The following is a 15069-nucleotide window of genomic DNA, read 5'->3' as shown; positions in this document are numbered from 1 at the left end:
GGGCGTCAGCGGGGCAGGGGTGGCGGGCGGCGGGGCCGCGGCGGACCCGCACGCCCGTCAGGGCGGCACCGGCCCTGGCCGGGGCCGGGCGCTCCCCGGCCCGCGGGCGGCGCCGCCGCGGCGCCGGGACGGCGCAGCGCCAGGGCGGCCGGACGGCGGGTGGCGGACGGCGGGTGTCAGCGGGGCACCGGGGCCGGGGTGGCGGGGACGGGGCGCCGGAGCAGGGCGAGGGCCATGGCGGCGCAGACCACCGCGCCGAGCAGGCTCGCCCCGCCCCACTCCCCGCGTACGAGGTAGGCGGCCGCGGCGGCGGACAGCACCCCGGTGCCCATGCCGAAGGCGAAGAGCAGCGCGCCCCGGGCCCGGGCGGCCGACAGCAGCGCGGCGGCGAGCAGGACCGCGCACAGCAGCAGGTCCGGCACCAGGAAGGGGTTGTCCAGGCGCCAGGAGTCGTGCACGAACAGGTACACGAAGGTGGCCAGGGAGATCGCGGCGGCCACCGCGCGGGCGGGCGTCAGGGGGTTCACGAAGGTCTCCTCTTTGATCAGCACCGCTGATTCTCAGGAGTGCCGATGTTCAGCACTGCTGATTATCAGCGTAGGTGAATATCAGCGATGCGTCGACAGCCCTAGACTCGTTCCATGAACCAGAACGTGCCGACCGACATGTCCGGGTTCGCGGGTTACCTGCTGTACCGGCTCGGGCTCGACACCGCCCGGACACTGGAGGAGACCCTCGCCCCCACCGGGCTGCGCCCCCGCGAGGTCCGTGTCCTGGGCCTGCTGTCCGGCGAACCGCAGGCCCAGAACGAGCTGTGCCGGATCACCGGCCTGGACCGCACGACGATGGTCGCCGTGGTGGACCGGCTGGAGAAGCTCGGCCTGGCCGCGCGCCACCGCGACCCCGCCGACCGCAGACGGCAGGCCGTCACCCGCACCGAGGAGGGCGTCGAGGCGTTCGACGAGGCCGCCGGTCTGCTGCTGGTGGCTGAGGACGCCTACCTGGACCCCCTGGACGTGGCGCAGCGCGAGCAGCTGCGCGACCTGCTGCGCACCCTCTACGACTCCCGGCGGATCGACTGCTGACCGGGACCTCCCGGCCCGGCGGCTCGGCCGCCCGGCCCGCCGAGCCGCCGACGCCCCTCCCCGGGCGGGGAAACCTCTCCCGGGCGGGAGCCCCTCCCGGTTCGGAGGAACCTCTCTCGGGGCGGGGCACCCACCTCTGTCCCCGCCTCGACGCCCCGGCCCCATCCCCCGTCCCCTGTTCCTTCTCGGGTGAGTGGCCCTCGCCCCCCCTCTGGAGCACCCATGGCACGGTTCGTCCACCTGGCGCCCGCCGCCCGGGCCACCCGGGCGGTGCGCTCCGGCCTGCGGGCGACCCCGTCCCGGTACGGTGGGCGCGGGGTCTTCTGCTTCCCGGTGCTGACCTCCTACACCCTCACCCACCAGTGGCTCCGCGAGCTCGCCCGCTGGAAGGACACCCGCGGCATGGTCGCCGTGCACCTGCTGCTGCCCGACGACCAGCCCGTCGAGGTCGGCCACTACGGCGGCCCCTCCCGGCGGGTGAGCGCCGCCGAGGCGGTGGGGATCATCGCCGCGCTGGACGACCCGCGCGGCTGGGAGGTGTTCGTGCCCCGGGCGGTCACCGCCCGGGAGGTCCACGCCGTGCGCGCCGTCCGCCAGGGGGTCGGCTGGCGGTACCGGCCCGACGCCCACGGGCGGCCGCCGTGCACGTGCTTCGGCTGCCGGGTGCGCGGCGAGTACGGGTCGCGGCGCCTGCTCGAACGCAGGCCCCACCCGATGGACGGCCCCTGGCCGCCGCCCCGCGTTCTGCTGCGCACCATCGACCGCGCGCTGGCCGACGGCGACGCCGAGGCGCTGTGTTCGGCGCTGGACGGCCTCTCCGTCCGGCGGCGCGGCCCCGTGGACCGGGTGCGCCCGCTGGCCGACCACCCCGACCCCCGGGTGCGCCTCGCCCTGGCGTGGACCGTCCACCTGTGGTCCACCCCCGGCACCGACGACCTCCTGGACCGGCTGGCCGCCGACCCCGATCCGGAGGTCCGGGAGGCCGCCGACGACGTCCGCGAGATCCGCGCGGAACGTTAGCCCGGAGCCCTCCCGCGGTCCTCCCGGAGCCCTCCCGCGATCCTCCCGGAACCCTCCCGCGCCCCGCCCGCGGCCCGTTCCGGCCACATCTGGCGCGGTCAGGGCGGTGGCGGCTAGGGTCGGGCGGGTGAAGATCCTGATCTCCGCGGACATGGAGGGCGCCACCGGCGTCACCTGGCCCGCCGACTGCGAGCCCGGAACCGAGCAGTGGCAGCGCTGCCGCGCGATGTTCACGAGCGACGTCAACGCCGCCGTCCGGGGGCTGTTCGACGGCGGCGCCACCGAGGTCCTGGTCAACGAGGCCCACTCCACCATGCGCAACCTCCTGCTGGAGGAGCTGGACGAGCGCGCCACCATGATCACCGGCCGCCACAAGGAGCTGTCGATGGTGGAGGGCGTCCAGCACGGCGACTGCGACGGCGCCGTGTTCCTGGGCTACCACTGCGGTGCCGGCGAGGAGGGCGTGCTCGCCCACACCTACCTGCCCAACGCCGTCACCGGCGTGTGGCTGGACGGGGAGCCCGCGAGCGAGGGGCGGCTCAACGCCGCCGTGGTCGCCGAGTACGGCACCCCGGTCATCCTGGTCACCGGCGACGACCGCGCCTGCGAGGACGCCGAGACCTACGCGCCGTTCGCCCGCACCGTCGCGGTCAAGGAGTACGTGAGCCGGTACGCGGCCCGCTGCCGCCCGCCCGCGCGCACCGCCGAGGACATCCGGCTGGCCGCGTCCAAGGCGACGCTGCTCGCCGGGCGGCTGGACCCGGCCGAGCCCTCGCCCAGGGCCGTGGAGGTCGAGGTGGACGCCGCCCACCTGGCCCAGGACGCCTCCCTCGTCCCCGGTGTCACCCGGATCGGCCCGCGCCGCGTCCGCTACACCTCGCCGGACGCCTACGAGATGATCCGCTGCTTCAAGACCGTCACCACGATGATCGCCCGGGCGATGGAGAAGGACTACGGCTGACCGTCCGCCGTCCCGCCCCGCCATAGGGCACGGCGACCCCGCCGACCGACCCCGCACCGCAGAACCGCAGAAAGGCCGCACCGTGGCCCCCACCTCCGCCGCCACCGACACCGCCCGGGCCGGTGAGGACGCCGTCGTCCTCACCCGGGAGCTGATCCGCCGGGACTCCACCAACCGGGGCGGGGGCGAGGGGGACGAACGGGCCGCCGCCGAGTTCGCCGCCGAGGCGCTGGCCGACGCCGGGCTCGCCCCCGTGGTGCTGGAGTCCAAGCCGCGCCGGGCCAACGTGGTCGTCCGGGTGCCCGGCACCGACCCGAGCGCGCCCGCCCTGCTCGTCCACGGCCACCTGGACGTGGTGCCCGCCGACGCCGCCGACTGGACGGTGCCCCCGTTCTCCGGGGAGATCGCCGACTGCCCCGTCACCGGGCTGCCCTCCCTGTGGGGGCGCGGCGCCGTGGACATGAAGAACACCGTCGGCATGGTCACCGCCGTCGTCCGGGAGTGGGCCCGCGCCGGGGTGCGGCCGCGCCGCGACCTCGTGCTGGCGTTCGTCGCCGACGAGGAGGACAGCGCCGAGCACGGCGCCGAGTTCCTGGTCCGGCAGCACGCCGACCTCTTCGAGGGCTGCACCGAGGCGATCGGCGAGGGCGGCGGCGAGACGGTGTACGCGCACGGCGCCGACGGGCGGACCGTGCGGCTGTACCCGGTGGGGGCCGCCGAGCGGGGCAGCGCCTGGCTGACGCTGCGCGCCCGGGGCACCGCCGGGCACGGGTCGCGCCCGCCCCGGGACAACGCGATCACCGCGCTGGCGGAGGCGGTCGTGCGGATCTCCGGGCACCGCTGGCCGCTGCACCCGACCCCCGTGGCGCAGGCCGCCCTGGACGCGATCACCGCCGCCCTGGGGGTGGGGCGCACTCCCGGGGACACCGACACGGACGAGGCCGTGGAGGCGCTGCTGGCCCGGCTGGGCACGGCCGCCCCGCTGGTCTCGAACGCGCTGCGCAACAGCGCCGCGCCCACGATGCTCGCCGCCGGGTACAAGGTCAACGTGGTCCCGGGCGAGGCCACCGCCGGGGTGGACGGCCGGGTGCTGCCGGGGGCCGAGGAGGATTTCGAGCGCACGATGGACGCGCTCACCGGGGACCGGGTGGCGTGGGAGTACGCGCACGCGTCGCCGCCGGTGTCCGCGCCGGTGGAATCGCCCGTGTTCGCCGCGCTGCGCGCCGCCCTGCTCGAACAGGACCCGGGGGCGCACGTGGTGCCGGTGTGCCTGTCCGGCGGGACCGACGCCAAGGTGTTCGCGCGCCTGGGGATCGACTGCTACGGGTTCTCGCCGACCTGGCAGCCGGAGGGGCTGGACTACACGGGGCTGCTGCACGGGGTGGACGAGCGGGTGCCGCTGGAGGGGCTGCGGTTCGGGGTGCGGACCCTGGACCGGTTCCTGCGGGCCTGAGCGGCCGAGCGTTGTGAGGGGGCGCGCTCCACGGTGGCGCGCGCCGCGATACCGAGGTCCGGAGAAAGTGGGGGGACGCGTGACCGAACCGATGACGGTGACCGACCAGGGCGTGACGGCGGGGGTCCGGCCGCCGCGGCTGCGGCGGGGCGACCGGGTGCGGCTGGTGGCGCCGTGCAGCCCGGTGCCGGAGCCGATGCTGGAGGCGGCCGCCGAGGAGCTGCGCCGGTGGGGGCTGGCCGTGGAGTTCGGGGCGCACGTGCGCGACCGGCACCCGGTGCTGCCGTACCTGGCGGGGCAGGACGCCGACCGGGCCGCCGACCTCCAGGACGCGTGGTGCGACCCGGGGGTGGCCGCGGTGTTCTGTGTGCGGGGCGGGGACGGGGCGCACCGGACCCTGGACTTGCTCGACTTCGCGGCGCTGCGGGCGGCCGCCCCCAAGGCGCTCATCGGGTTCAGCGACGTCACGGCGCTGCACGAGGCATTCGCGGTGGAGCTGGGTGTGGCAACGGTGCACGGGCCGGTGATCGGCACCAAGTACTTCGTGGGCGACCCGGTGGCGCAGGAGGAGCTGCGCGTGACCCTGTTCGAGCCGGGGCGGCGCACGGTGCTGACCTCGTCGGGCGCGCACGCGCTGGTACCCGGGCGCGCGGAGGGGGTGGTGTTCGGCGGGAACCTGAGCCTGCTCAACGACGGCCTGGGAACACCGCACAGCCGGGCGTCGGCCGCCGGGGGGATCCTCATGCTGGAGGACGTCGGCGAGGACGTGGCACGGGTCGACCGGATGCTCACCCACCTGCTGCGCACCGGGTGGACGGACGGCCTGGCCGGGGTGGTGCTGGGCACGTGGACCGACTGCCCGCCGGACCCGGGGGTGATCGCCGACCTGATGCGCGACCGCCTCACCCCGCTGGGGGTCCCGGTGCTGTGGGGCCTGGAGACGGGGCACTGCGCCGCCCAGCTGACCGTGCCGCTGGGCGTCCCGGCCCTGCTGGACGCCGAGAACGGCACCCTGGAACTCGCCGTCCCCGGCCTCACCTGACCGGGCCCGCCGCCGCGCGGCCGCCGTCCTGTCGTACCCGGTGGTTAGGGTGCCGGGCGGGAGCGCGGTGTCGGCCGGGCGCCGTGGGCGGAGGAGGCTGCGATGGGTGCGCGGGTGCTGGTGACCGGCATGTCGGGCAACGGCAAGTCGGCGGCGCTGGAGGCCCTGGGCGGTCGGGGCCACCGGGTGGTGGAGACCGACGACCCGGGGTGGTGGGAGGAGCGTCCCGACGGCGACGGGGTCGATCGCTTCTGGCGGGAGGACGCGGTGGCCGCGCTGCTTGCCGAGGAGGGTCCGCGCACGCTCTTCGTGTCGGGCTGTGTGCCCAACCAGGGGGCTTTCTACGACCGCTTCGACGCGGTGGTGCTGCTCAGCGCACCCGCCGAGGTCGTCCTCGACCGGGTGGCCCGGCGCAGCGGGAACGACTTCGGCAAGCGCCCCGGCGAGCGGGAGAAGATCCTGCGCGACCTGGCAGAGGTGGAGCCGCTGCTGCGCCGCGGCGCCACCCACGAGATCGACACCCGCCTCCCCCTCGCCGAGGTGGTGGACCGCCTGGACGCCATCGCCCGCGGGCCGTCCCGCACCTGAGCTCCCCGGACCGGATCAACGGTGGCGCATCCGCTCGTCCCGCTCGCCCCTGACCAGGTCGGCTGACAAGGCCTCGCCCTGTGCACCGAGGCCGTCGGCGCGGCCTTCGAACGCCCTCAGGGCCGCGGCGTTGCGGGACATGCGGACCTCCTCCCGCACCAGATCGAGGAGGAACGCCTGGAGGGACCGTCCCCTCTCCCGCGCCCTCCGGACCAGGGCGTCCCGCTCTTCTTCCGTGACACCCTTGATCTGCAAAGTGACCATGCATGTACTTTACGTGCACACCCGACCCGTGCATCGAACCCAGGAATCGGATACCTATACCGGTGGATCCCGGGGCGGGAGTCTAGACTCGACGGCATGGTGAGAGAGCCGCTGACCCAGACCCAGATCGAACGCGGGCGCCTGCTCGGCGGGATGCTGCGCAGCGCCCGCGCCGACCGCACCATGGTGGACGTGGCCCGGCAGGCCGGGATCTCCGTGGAGACGCTGCGCAAGATCGAGGGCGGACGCATCCCCACCCCCGCCTTCTTCACCGTCGCCGCCATCGCCGCCGCCCTCGACCTGTCGCTGGACGACCTGCTGCGCCGGGTGGACGACGCCGTCGCGACCGCCGTGAGCGCCTGAGGGAAAACGTCTCCCCCCTTTTGCCGGAACCCTCCCGCGTGGTCTGATCCGGTGGACCGTCGACCGCGACCGAAGGAGGACCGGTGGAGAGACCCCCCGCGAACGTGCGCCCCGCGTGGTGGCTGAAACCCGTGAACGGGCTGCTCGCCCCGTTCGAGGGGCGGTTCGGGGGCGAGGGGTCCTTCGACGCCGCGCTGCGGGCGGCCTCCTCCCGCAGCGGTCTGCCCTGGCCCCCCGACGAGCCCTTCCTCTCCGGCATGAAGGTCCTCCACGACGCCTGGCAGGCGGCTCCCGACCTCACCCCGCTCGGCCGGTTCTCACTACAGACCGAGATCCGGCGGCGACTGGAGAGGCGCCTGCGCATGCTCCACCTGCTCGACGCCCGCCCGGAGATCGCCGCACAGACCGTCGACCGGCCGGTGTTCATCACCGGCCTGCCCCGGACGGGCACCACGTTCGCGCACGGGCTCCTGGCCCGGCACGTCCGGGGCCGCGCCCCCATGCTGTGGGAGCTGCTGAACCCGGTCCCCGACACCGGCCGGCCCGGAGAGCGCACGGTGAGCAGGCGTGAACGCCTCGCCGCGGCCCGGACACAGGTCCGGGGCACGCACGCCGCCGGCCCGGGGTTCGGGGCCATCCACCCCATGCACCCGCTGGAGCCGGAGGAGTGCATCTTCCTGCTGCCGCACGGCCTGAACAGCCACATCCTCGCCCACGTCCCCGACTACCGCGCGTGGCTGGAGCGGCGTGACGCCACGCCCGACTACGTCTATCTCAAGCAGCAGCTCCAGGCCTTGCAGTGGGGGCGCCCCGCACGGCGCTGGGTGCTCAAGTCGCCGTGGCACCTGTCCAACGTGGACGTCCTGCTGTCGGTCTTCCCCGACGCGGTGGTCGTCCTGACCGACCGCGACCCCGCCCGGGCGATGGCGTCGTGGGCGAGCATGACCGAGGCGGGACGGCGCCTGCACTGCCACGGGGCGGATCCGCGTCAGATCGGCCGCGAGTGGGTGGACATCTGGGCGGGGGCCGCGGAGAGCGCCCGCCGCGTGCGCGCCGGGCAGGGCCCCGGGCGCTTCCTCGACCTGCCCTACGACGAGCTGACGTCCGACCCGCTCGGGGCGGCCGAACACGTCTGGCAGAGCCTCGGCGAGGAGTTCGACCCCGAGAGCCGGGCCCGCACCCTCGCGTACACGCGGCGGGACCGGCGTGAGAACCCCGGCGGCCACAAGTACGGGCTCGACCGCTACGGCCTCACCGCGGAGGAGGTGCGCGCGGCCTTCGGCCCGGACCCGACCGGTTCGGCGGCCGCCCTCGCGCACGACGGGGACTGAGGAGCCCGGGCGCGCCGACGGCCCCCGGAGCCCGGACCTCCCGGCCCGGGGAGGGGGACCGGGGTTTAGGTTGGGATCTCACGCCCCCACCGGGCGTGTTCGCGACCCCTCCGGCCGCACGGGTGGTAGGCACGAGGGGGCCGTGTCGACGAGGACCAGCAGGGGGAGACATGAGCGAACAGGCATTGCGGGTGGACGAGGCCGAACTCCGCGGCCTCCTGGACGGCCGGTGGGCCCACGTGCGCGAACGCGCCCGGGACCTCCTCCAGGGAGAGCAGTACGCCCCCGTGTACGGCCTGTCCGTGGAGGAGCACCGCGAGCGCACCCTGTCCCAGCTCCTCGCGCTGGCGCAGACCGAGCTGCCCGCGTACGGCTTCCCCGCCTCGGTGGGCGGCGCGGACGACATCGGCGCCTCCGTGGTGGCCTTCGAGATGCTCGTCGCCGACCTGTCCCTCATGGTCAAGATGGGTGTGCAGTGGGGCCTGTTCGGCGGGGCGATCCGCGCCCTGGGCACCGAGCGGCACCACACCGAGTACCTGCCCCGGGTCATGTCGGTGGAGCTGCCCGGCTGCTTCGCGATGACCGAGACCGGCCACGGCTCGGACGTGCAGCACCTGCGCACCACCGCCACCTACAACCCGGTCACCGAAGAGTTCACGATCGACACCCCCGACGAGTCCGCGCGCAAGGACTACATCGGCAACGCCGCGCGGGACGGCCGCATGGCGGTCGTGTTCGCCCAGCTGCGCGCCGACGGCGAGGAGCACGGGGTGCACGCCCTGCTCGTGCCGATCCGCGACGAGAACGGCGACCCCATGCCCGGGGTGCGGATCGAGGACTGCGGCCCCAAGGCCGGGCTCAACGGGGTGGACAACGGCCGGCTGTGGTTCGAGGGCGTGCGGGTGCCCCGCACCAACCTGCTCAACCGGTACGGCACCGTGGCGCCCGACGGCACCTACTCCAGCCCCGTCCAGAACCCCAATCGGCGGTTCTTCACCATGCTCGGCACCCTCATCCGCGGCCGCATCAGCGTGGCCGGCGGCGCGGGCAGCGCCACCAAGGCCGCGCTGACCATCGCGCTGCGCTACGCCGACACCCGGCGCCAGTTCACCCGGCCCGGCGGCGACGGCGAGCCCGAGCAGGAGGTGCGCATCCTCGACTACCTGGCGCACCAGCGCAAGCTGCTGCCCGCGCTGGCCCGCACCTACGCCCTGCACTTCGCGCAGGAGGAGCTGGTGACGCGGCTGCACGAGCTGTCGCGGGCGCCGCGCCGCGACGAGCACGCCCAGCGGGAGCTGGAGTCGCGGGCGGCCGGGCTCAAGGCCGTCGCCACCTGGCACGCGACCGCCACCATCCAGACCTGCCGGGAGGCGTGCGGCGGCGCCGGGTACCTGGCCGAGAACCGCATTCCGCAGCTCAAGGCCGACTCCGACATCTTCACGACGTTCGAGGGCGACAACACGGTCCTGCTACAGCAGCTCACCAAGGGCCTGCTGACCAACTTCCAGGACTCGTTCGGCGACCTGGACACGATGGGGCTGGCCCGGTTCATGGCGGGCAAGGTGTTCGAGACGGTGATCGAGCGGACCGCGGCGATCCCGCTGATCGACCGGCTCATCGCGTCCTCCCCCGGGCGCGACGGTACCGACCTGTACAACCGGGGCTGGCACCTGGAGCTGTTCGAGGACCGGGAGAAGCACATCATCGAGGGGTTGGCCGGGCGGCTGCGCCGGGCGAGGAAGGACGGCAGCGACGCGTTCGAGGTGTTCAACCGGGCCCAGGACCACGTGCTGGCGGCCGGACGGGCGCACATGGACCGGGTGGTACTGGAGGCGTTCGTGGCCGGGATCGACCGGTGCGGCGACAAGGCCACGGCCAAGCTGCTGAACCGGGTGTGCGACCTGTACGTGATGTCGGTGATCGAGGAGGACCGGGCCTGGTTCCTGGAGCACGAGCGGCTGTCGACGGCGCGGACCAAGGCGGTGACGCGGGCGGTGGACGACCTGTGCCGGGGGCTGCGGCCGTACGCGGTGCAGCTGGTCAACGCGTTCGGGCTGCGGGACGAGTGGCTGGCGGCGCCGATCGCGCTGGGCGCCGAGCACAAGCGGCAGGGCGACGCGGCCCCGGCCCGCGGGTGAGCGGGGGTGCGGCCCGGGACACCGGGCGCACCCGTCCGGTAGAGTAGTCAAAGTTGATTAGCACTCCATGCTGAACGGGGAGGGTGTGGCATGTCGGCCATCCGGCTGCTGGTCCTGGGGGCGGTCCGCCTGCACGGGCGGGCGCACGGCTACCAGGTGCGCAACGACCTGGAGTTCTGGGGCGCCAACGAGTGGTCCAACGCCAAGCCGGGGTCGGTCTACCACGCCCTGAAACAGCTGGCCAAGCAGGGGCTGCTGCGCGCGCACGAGACGGCGCCCTCCACGGTGGGCGGGCCACCCCGCACCGAGTACGAGATCACCCCGGAGGGCACCGAGGAGTACTTCTCGCTGCTGCGCCGGGCGCTGTCCTCGCACGACGACCGGCGGGACATGCTCTCGGCCGGGCTGGGGTTCATGGTGGACCTGCCCCGCCACGAGGTGGTCGAGCTGCTGAGCGTCCGCGAGGGGGGGCTCAAGGAGTGGCAGCAGTCGGTCGAGTCCCACTACATGCCCGAGGAGCACGCCGACACCATGGGCCACATCGGCGAGATCATGGACATGTGGCTGGCCGTGGGCCGCGCGGAGGCGGCGTGGACGCGGCGGCTGATGGAGCGCATCGAGTCGGGCGCGCACTCGTTCGCGGGTGAGGGCGGCAACCCCTTCGAGGGCGTGTTCGCCGAGGACAACCCGGAGCTCATGAAGGCCTGGAACATCGGCGAGTCCTGACCCCGGACCCGGCCCCGGACCCGGAGGCGGGCGGCCCGCACGCCGATCCGTGGACCGGCCGGGGCACCCCGGCCGGGCGCCGGGGCGGTCGCGGGAGGCGCCGGGAACCGCCGGGTGCGGCCCGGAGACGGGCGGCCGTCGAGCACGGGGTGCCGACACCGAGCGTTCCGGCGGGGCCCGGGGAGTCCCGGTCCGGCGCCGAAGGTTCAGCCGCCGTGCCGGACCGTCCAGACGGCGACCCCGGACCGGTTGGACAGCCCGAGCTTGCGCAGGATGCTCCGCACGTGCTGCTCGACCGTGCGCTCCGAGATGTGCAGCCGCGCGGCGATCGCCCGGTTGGTCAGCCCCGCCGCGACCTCCCGGGCGACCTCGGTCTCGCGGGGTGACAGGGGTGGCAGGGGCGACAGGGGTCCCCCGCGGTCGAACGCCGCGCACCGCTCCCGCGCGCGGGCGGCGTGCCACGGCGCGTTCATGGCGGCGGCCCGCGCGCTCGCCTGCGCGAACCGCTCAGCGGCGCCCCGGCGGTCACCGAGGAACGCCGCCAGCCGGCCGAGCACAAAAGCCACCGGCCCCTTGTAGGGGGTGACCGCCGGTCCCGCCACGTGCAGGTGCGCGAACGGCTCCAGGTCCGCGCGGATCCGCCGCGCCGCGTCGCGGTCGCCCGCCGCGATGGCGAGCCCGGCGTGCGCGGCGGACGCGACCAGCCATTCGTGGCTGTTCCTGGGGAGTTCCGCGAGGTGCGGTGCGAGGGCCCGCCAGATCCCCACCGCCTCGTCGACGCGGCCCAGGCCCAGCAGGATCTCGGCGCGCCAGCCCTGGGCGAAGAGCGGGGCGCCCGCGACGGCGCGGCGCACGGCCCCCTCGACCTCGGCGAGCCCGTCCCCGACCCGTTCGGCGAGCGACGAGCGCAGGACCAGGTCGAGGAAGCCCGCGTCCCCGGCGCCCGCCGCCTCACCGGCCCGCAGCGCCGCGTCCGCGAGGCCGGGCACGTCGTCGACCCGGTCCTCCAGGAGCGCGAGGCCGGCGTGCACCAGGGCGAGCCGCCAGCGCCAGAGCGGGCTGTCGAGGCGGTCGACGACCGCGGTGAACTCCACGAGCCCGTCGTTGAACTCCCGGCGCAGCCCGAGCTGTTCGACCGCGTCGAGCCGCCACATCCGCGCCCAGGCCAGGATCCCGTCGTCGGCGGCCGCGGAGCCGAGCGCGGCCGCCCGGGCCGCCAGCTCCAGGCGGGTGCCCGTGCCGTCGGGGCCGATCGCCGCGGTGTGCTCCGCCTGGAGGGCGAGGAACGCGCGCTCGGCGTCCGCCGCGGCCATCCGGTCGGCGGGCTCGGGGCCGCCACCCACGCCGTCGCGATCGCGGCGTGCTGGGCGGTCAGCGCCTCGCGCAGGTCCGCGTGTTCGGGGCCGAGCATCCCGAGCGCCTCCAGGCAGAGCGCTTGGCGGGACGCGGTGAGGCTCCAGTCCCCGATCGACGAGCCCGGCATCGCCAGGGCCGCCTGGGCGACGACGACCGCGTCACCCGTGGACCGGCCGATCCGCGCCGCCTCCCGCGAGGCCTCCCAGGCCTCGCGCCAGGAACCGGAGCGTGCCTGGGCGCGGGCGCTCGCGAGGAACGCGCGGGCCGACCGTCCCGTGTCCGACGTCCTCGTCACAGTACGCGTCCCCACGCCTCGAAGAATTGCGTATTTCACCGGATGTCCGCGGGATCCGGCGGATTTACGATGAGCCTACAGGCCCGTGAACTGGGAATACGAGCCTGGAGAACGGCCCCGGACGAGGAGGCCCCCATGACCGCCACCGTATCGGTGTCCACCCGTGCGCGGCGGATCCGCGCCGCCCGTGTCGGCGGCGTCCCCGCGATCATCGGCGGTCTGTCGGGCGCGGCGGGCACGGCGGCGGGGGCGGGCGTCCCGCTCATCGCCGTTCCGCTCACCCCGGCGGTCCTCGGCCCGTTCGCGGCGGCGCGCGTCGCGATCGGGGTTCGGCTCCCGCTGTTCGCCGCGCTCGGCGCCGCCCTGCTCCGCCGGGCCCGCGAGATCAGCGGCGTCGCGGCGAACGGGGTGTCGCGGTGAACACGGTGCGCGGGAGCCTGCTCGGCGCGCTCGTCGGCCTCGCCTGGGCCGCGGCACTGCGCGGTTACATGGCCGAACTGGCCGGCTCCCTGTCCCAGGTGGACTGGTGGGGGACCTTCGGCGCGATCCTCCTGCCCGGGGCCCTGATCGGGGCGCTGCTGGGCGCCGCGTACGGTCGGCGGGCGCGGGGGCCGACCCGCGGGCTGCGCTGGTTCGGGCTCGCACCGCTGCTGTTCGGGATCGTGCCCCTGCTGCTGCCCGGGGGTTTCATCGCCCTGGTCACCCAGGGGCTGGGCGGCGGGGCGATCGCCGTCGGGGTGGCGGCCGTCGCCGCGGGGTTCGCGATCTCCGGTGCCGGACCGCTGTGGGGGCGGATCCTCGCCGGGATCCCCGGGTTCGGGCTGCTCATCGCCATGGTCGTCGCGACGCCGTTCGTCGGCGGGCCGCGGCTGGCGGTCGACGACGCCCGGGGGGCGTGGGTCGCCGTCCTGTTGGGATCGCTCCTGGCCCTGCTCGCGCTCGCCGCGTCGATCCCGTTCCGGCCCGTGCCCGGCGCCGACCCGCGGGAGGGCGCCGGGTCACCTCGGCCTCAGGTGCGGGCCGGTGGGCGGCCGCCCGGGTAGGTCAGCGCCAGCCCGAGCGCCAGGACCGCGGCGATCCCCAGGTAGAACCACCCGATGGCGGGGTCGTCCAGCAGCGGGAAGCACAGGGCGAAGGCGGCCACTTGCAGCTGGCTCAGCCACCAGGCCCACGGCTCCCCGCGGCGGAACGGGATCAGCAGGACGACCAGCGCGTAGGCGTTGAGCAGCGCGAAGACGACGAACATGAACCGATCGGTCGCGCCCTGGGAGAACGCGAACACGCCGACGGCGTGGTTGAGGAGCATCAGGGCCGTCGGCGCCGTGAGGACCCACCAGCCGATCCTGTGCGGGACCGATCGCGCGGCCCGCGTTCGTGTCGGTGCCATGGCCCGTCTCCTCTCCGGGGGACTCGCTCTCCTTCGACCATAGAAGGGGGCGGCCGACCGCCACATCCGTGGAAACACGCAGGACCGGGGCCGCGGTGGCGGCCCCGGTCCGCGCGGGGGTCAGAGGGAGAGCGAGCGGAAGCGGACCGCGGCCATCGGGCAGGCGACCAGGAGCAGCAGCACCGGCCACAGCACCGCCAGGAACAGGGCGTTCTCCGCCGCCCAGGAGGTGCCGACCGCACCGGGGTTGCCGAACAGGTCGCGGACCGCGGTGGCCGTCGCCGACATCGGGTTCCACTCGGCGACCGCCCCCAGCCAGCCCGGCATGGACTCGGGGGAGGCGAACGCGCTGGAGGTGAAGGCCAGCGGCCACACCAGGATCTGCACGGCCATCACCAGCTCCGGCCGCCCCACGATCAACCCCAGCCACACACCGCAGGCCAGCATCGCGGCGCGCAGCAGGAGCAGCAGGCCCACCGCGCCCAGCGCCGCGCCCAGGCTGCCGTGCCAGCGCCAGCCGAGCGCGAACCCGGCGGCGAGCACGATCGCCAGGCCCGCGACGGACTCGACGAGGTCGGCGACGCCGCGCCCCACCAGCACGGCGGTGGGGGCCATGGGCAGGGAGCGGAACCGGTCCAGCACCCCGCGCTCCAGGTCGCGGGTGATGGCGGTCATCGTGCTCTCCAGGCCGAACGCCATGGTGAGCACGAGCAGGCCCGGCACCAGGAACTCGGTGTAGTCGCCGCCGCCGGCGACGGTCATGCTGCCGCCGAGGAAGAGCGCGAAGAGCACCAGCATCATCACCGGGAAGAGCAGCCCGATGACCGGACCCAGCGGGTTGCGGGCCCAGCGGGCGAACTCGCGGCGGGTCATCGTCCAGGAGTCGCCCGCCCAGCGGGCGAGCGCACCGAGCTCCTCCTCATGCGCCCGGGCGTCGTACAGGTCGGTCGTGCGTGTCATGTCCTTCTCCGATCGTCGTCAACGTCCCGGGCCCGAGCCGGGGGCCGGGAGGTGTCCTGCCGCCGCGCGGCCGACCCCGCTCCGGGCCGAGGCGCGTCCC

The 15069-nt window shown here is 75.1% G+C and carries 17 protein-coding genes; 12 read left to right on the top strand and 5 right to left on the bottom strand.

Annotated elements, in window-relative coordinates; translation table 11 throughout:
- Positions 1 to 176 precede the first annotated feature (176 nt).
- Positions 177 to 527 carry a hypothetical protein gene (locus tag ACJOT3_RS23250; RefSeq protein WP_406975214.1) on the bottom strand — a complete coding sequence of 117 codons (351 nt, stop codon included), beginning with the start codon at positions 525 to 527 and terminating at the stop codon, positions 177 to 179.
- Between the two features lie 114 nt (positions 528 to 641).
- On the opposite strand from ACJOT3_RS23250, the gene ACJOT3_RS23245 reads away from it, so the two are divergent.
- From ACJOT3_RS23245 to ACJOT3_RS23220, 6 genes are all read left to right on the top strand, one after another.
- Positions 642 to 1085, top strand: a complete 444-nt coding sequence (locus tag ACJOT3_RS23245; protein WP_406975213.1) for a MarR family winged helix-turn-helix transcriptional regulator — start codon at positions 642 to 644, stop codon at positions 1083 to 1085.
- 222 nt (positions 1086 to 1307) lie between these two features.
- Complete coding sequence (locus tag ACJOT3_RS23240; RefSeq protein ID WP_406975212.1) at positions 1308 to 2105, top strand: HEAT repeat domain-containing protein; 798 nt, start codon at positions 1308 to 1310, stop codon at positions 2103 to 2105.
- Between the two features lie 127 nt (positions 2106 to 2232).
- Complete coding sequence (locus ACJOT3_RS23235; protein WP_406975211.1) at positions 2233 to 3066, top strand: M55 family metallopeptidase; 834 nt, start codon at positions 2233 to 2235, stop codon at positions 3064 to 3066.
- 82 nt (positions 3067 to 3148) lie between these two features.
- On the top strand, positions 3149 to 4519 hold the full coding sequence (locus ACJOT3_RS23230; RefSeq protein WP_406975210.1) for a M20/M25/M40 family metallo-hydrolase: 1371 nt from the start codon (positions 3149 to 3151) through the stop codon (positions 4517 to 4519).
- Positions 4520 to 4610: 91 nt separating this feature from the next.
- Positions 4611 to 5561 (top strand): S66 peptidase family protein, encoded by a 951-nt coding sequence (locus ACJOT3_RS23225; protein WP_406975215.1) that lies wholly within the window; start codon positions 4611 to 4613, stop codon positions 5559 to 5561.
- Positions 5562 to 5663: 102 nt separating this feature from the next.
- Positions 5664 to 6149 carry an AAA family ATPase gene (locus ACJOT3_RS23220; RefSeq protein ID WP_406975209.1) on the top strand — a complete coding sequence of 162 codons (486 nt, stop codon included), beginning with the start codon at positions 5664 to 5666 and terminating at the stop codon, positions 6147 to 6149.
- A gap of 15 nt (positions 6150 to 6164) precedes the next feature.
- Here the strand turns inward: ACJOT3_RS23220 and ACJOT3_RS23215 are convergent, their stop codons facing one another.
- On the bottom strand, positions 6165 to 6413 hold the full coding sequence (locus ACJOT3_RS23215; protein WP_406975208.1) for a hypothetical protein: 249 nt from the start codon (positions 6411 to 6413) through the stop codon (positions 6165 to 6167).
- 96 nt (positions 6414 to 6509) lie between these two features.
- Between ACJOT3_RS23215 and ACJOT3_RS23210 the strand changes: the two genes are divergently transcribed.
- From ACJOT3_RS23210 to ACJOT3_RS23195, 4 genes are all read left to right on the top strand, one after another.
- Positions 6510 to 6776: a helix-turn-helix domain-containing protein gene (locus ACJOT3_RS23210; RefSeq protein ID WP_406975207.1), complete on the top strand. Its 267-nt coding sequence runs from the start codon at positions 6510 to 6512 to the stop codon at positions 6774 to 6776.
- Between the two features lie 83 nt (positions 6777 to 6859).
- Positions 6860 to 8107 carry a sulfotransferase family protein gene (locus ACJOT3_RS23205; protein ID WP_406975206.1) on the top strand — a complete coding sequence of 416 codons (1248 nt, stop codon included), beginning with the start codon at positions 6860 to 6862 and terminating at the stop codon, positions 8105 to 8107.
- Between the two features lie 170 nt (positions 8108 to 8277).
- Entirely contained in the window at positions 8278 to 10245 is a 1968-nt protein-coding gene (locus ACJOT3_RS23200; protein WP_406975205.1) for an acyl-CoA dehydrogenase family protein, read from the top strand.
- Between the two features lie 90 nt (positions 10246 to 10335).
- Positions 10336 to 10971, top strand: a complete 636-nt coding sequence (locus tag ACJOT3_RS23195) for a PadR family transcriptional regulator (protein ID WP_406975204.1) — start codon at positions 10336 to 10338, stop codon at positions 10969 to 10971.
- A gap of 206 nt (positions 10972 to 11177) precedes the next feature.
- Here the strand turns inward: ACJOT3_RS23195 and ACJOT3_RS23190 are convergent, their stop codons facing one another.
- On the bottom strand, positions 11178 to 12314 hold the full coding sequence (locus ACJOT3_RS23190; RefSeq protein WP_406975203.1) for a helix-turn-helix domain-containing protein: 1137 nt from the start codon (positions 12312 to 12314) through the stop codon (positions 11178 to 11180).
- 443 nt (positions 12315 to 12757) lie between these two features.
- Between ACJOT3_RS23190 and ACJOT3_RS23185 the strand changes: the two genes are divergently transcribed.
- Together ACJOT3_RS23185 and ACJOT3_RS23180 are read left to right on the top strand one after the other, a co-directional pair.
- The gene (locus ACJOT3_RS23185; RefSeq protein WP_406975202.1) at positions 12758 to 13042 is read left to right on the top strand and encodes a hypothetical protein; all 285 of its coding nucleotides are present in this window, start codon (positions 12758 to 12760) and stop codon (positions 13040 to 13042) included.
- Entirely contained in the window at positions 13039 to 13665 is a 627-nt protein-coding gene (locus ACJOT3_RS23180; protein ID WP_406975201.1) for a hypothetical protein, read from the top strand. Before ACJOT3_RS23185 ends, ACJOT3_RS23180 begins: the two co-directional genes overlap by 4 nt.
- Here ACJOT3_RS23180 and ACJOT3_RS23175 read toward each other — a convergent pair.
- Both ACJOT3_RS23175 and ACJOT3_RS23170 read right to left on the bottom strand, forming a co-directional pair.
- A complete protein-coding gene (locus tag ACJOT3_RS23175; protein ID WP_406975200.1) occupies positions 13632 to 14009 on the bottom strand; it encodes a hypothetical protein in 378 nt (125 codons plus the stop codon). The two genes, ACJOT3_RS23180 and ACJOT3_RS23175, sit on opposite strands and share 34 nt — an antisense overlap.
- Positions 14010 to 14129: 120 nt before the next feature.
- Positions 14130 to 14969 (bottom strand): ABC transporter permease, encoded by an 840-nt coding sequence (locus ACJOT3_RS23170; RefSeq protein ID WP_406975199.1) that lies wholly within the window; start codon positions 14967 to 14969, stop codon positions 14130 to 14132.
- Positions 14970 to 15069: the final 100 nt, after the last annotated feature.

Source organism: Nocardiopsis protaetiae, from assembly GCF_045446735.1.
Taxonomy (GTDB): Bacteria; Actinomycetota; Actinomycetes; order Streptosporangiales; family Streptosporangiaceae; genus Nocardiopsis; species Nocardiopsis protaetiae.
This window is presented reverse-complemented; position numbering and strand designations above follow the sequence as displayed.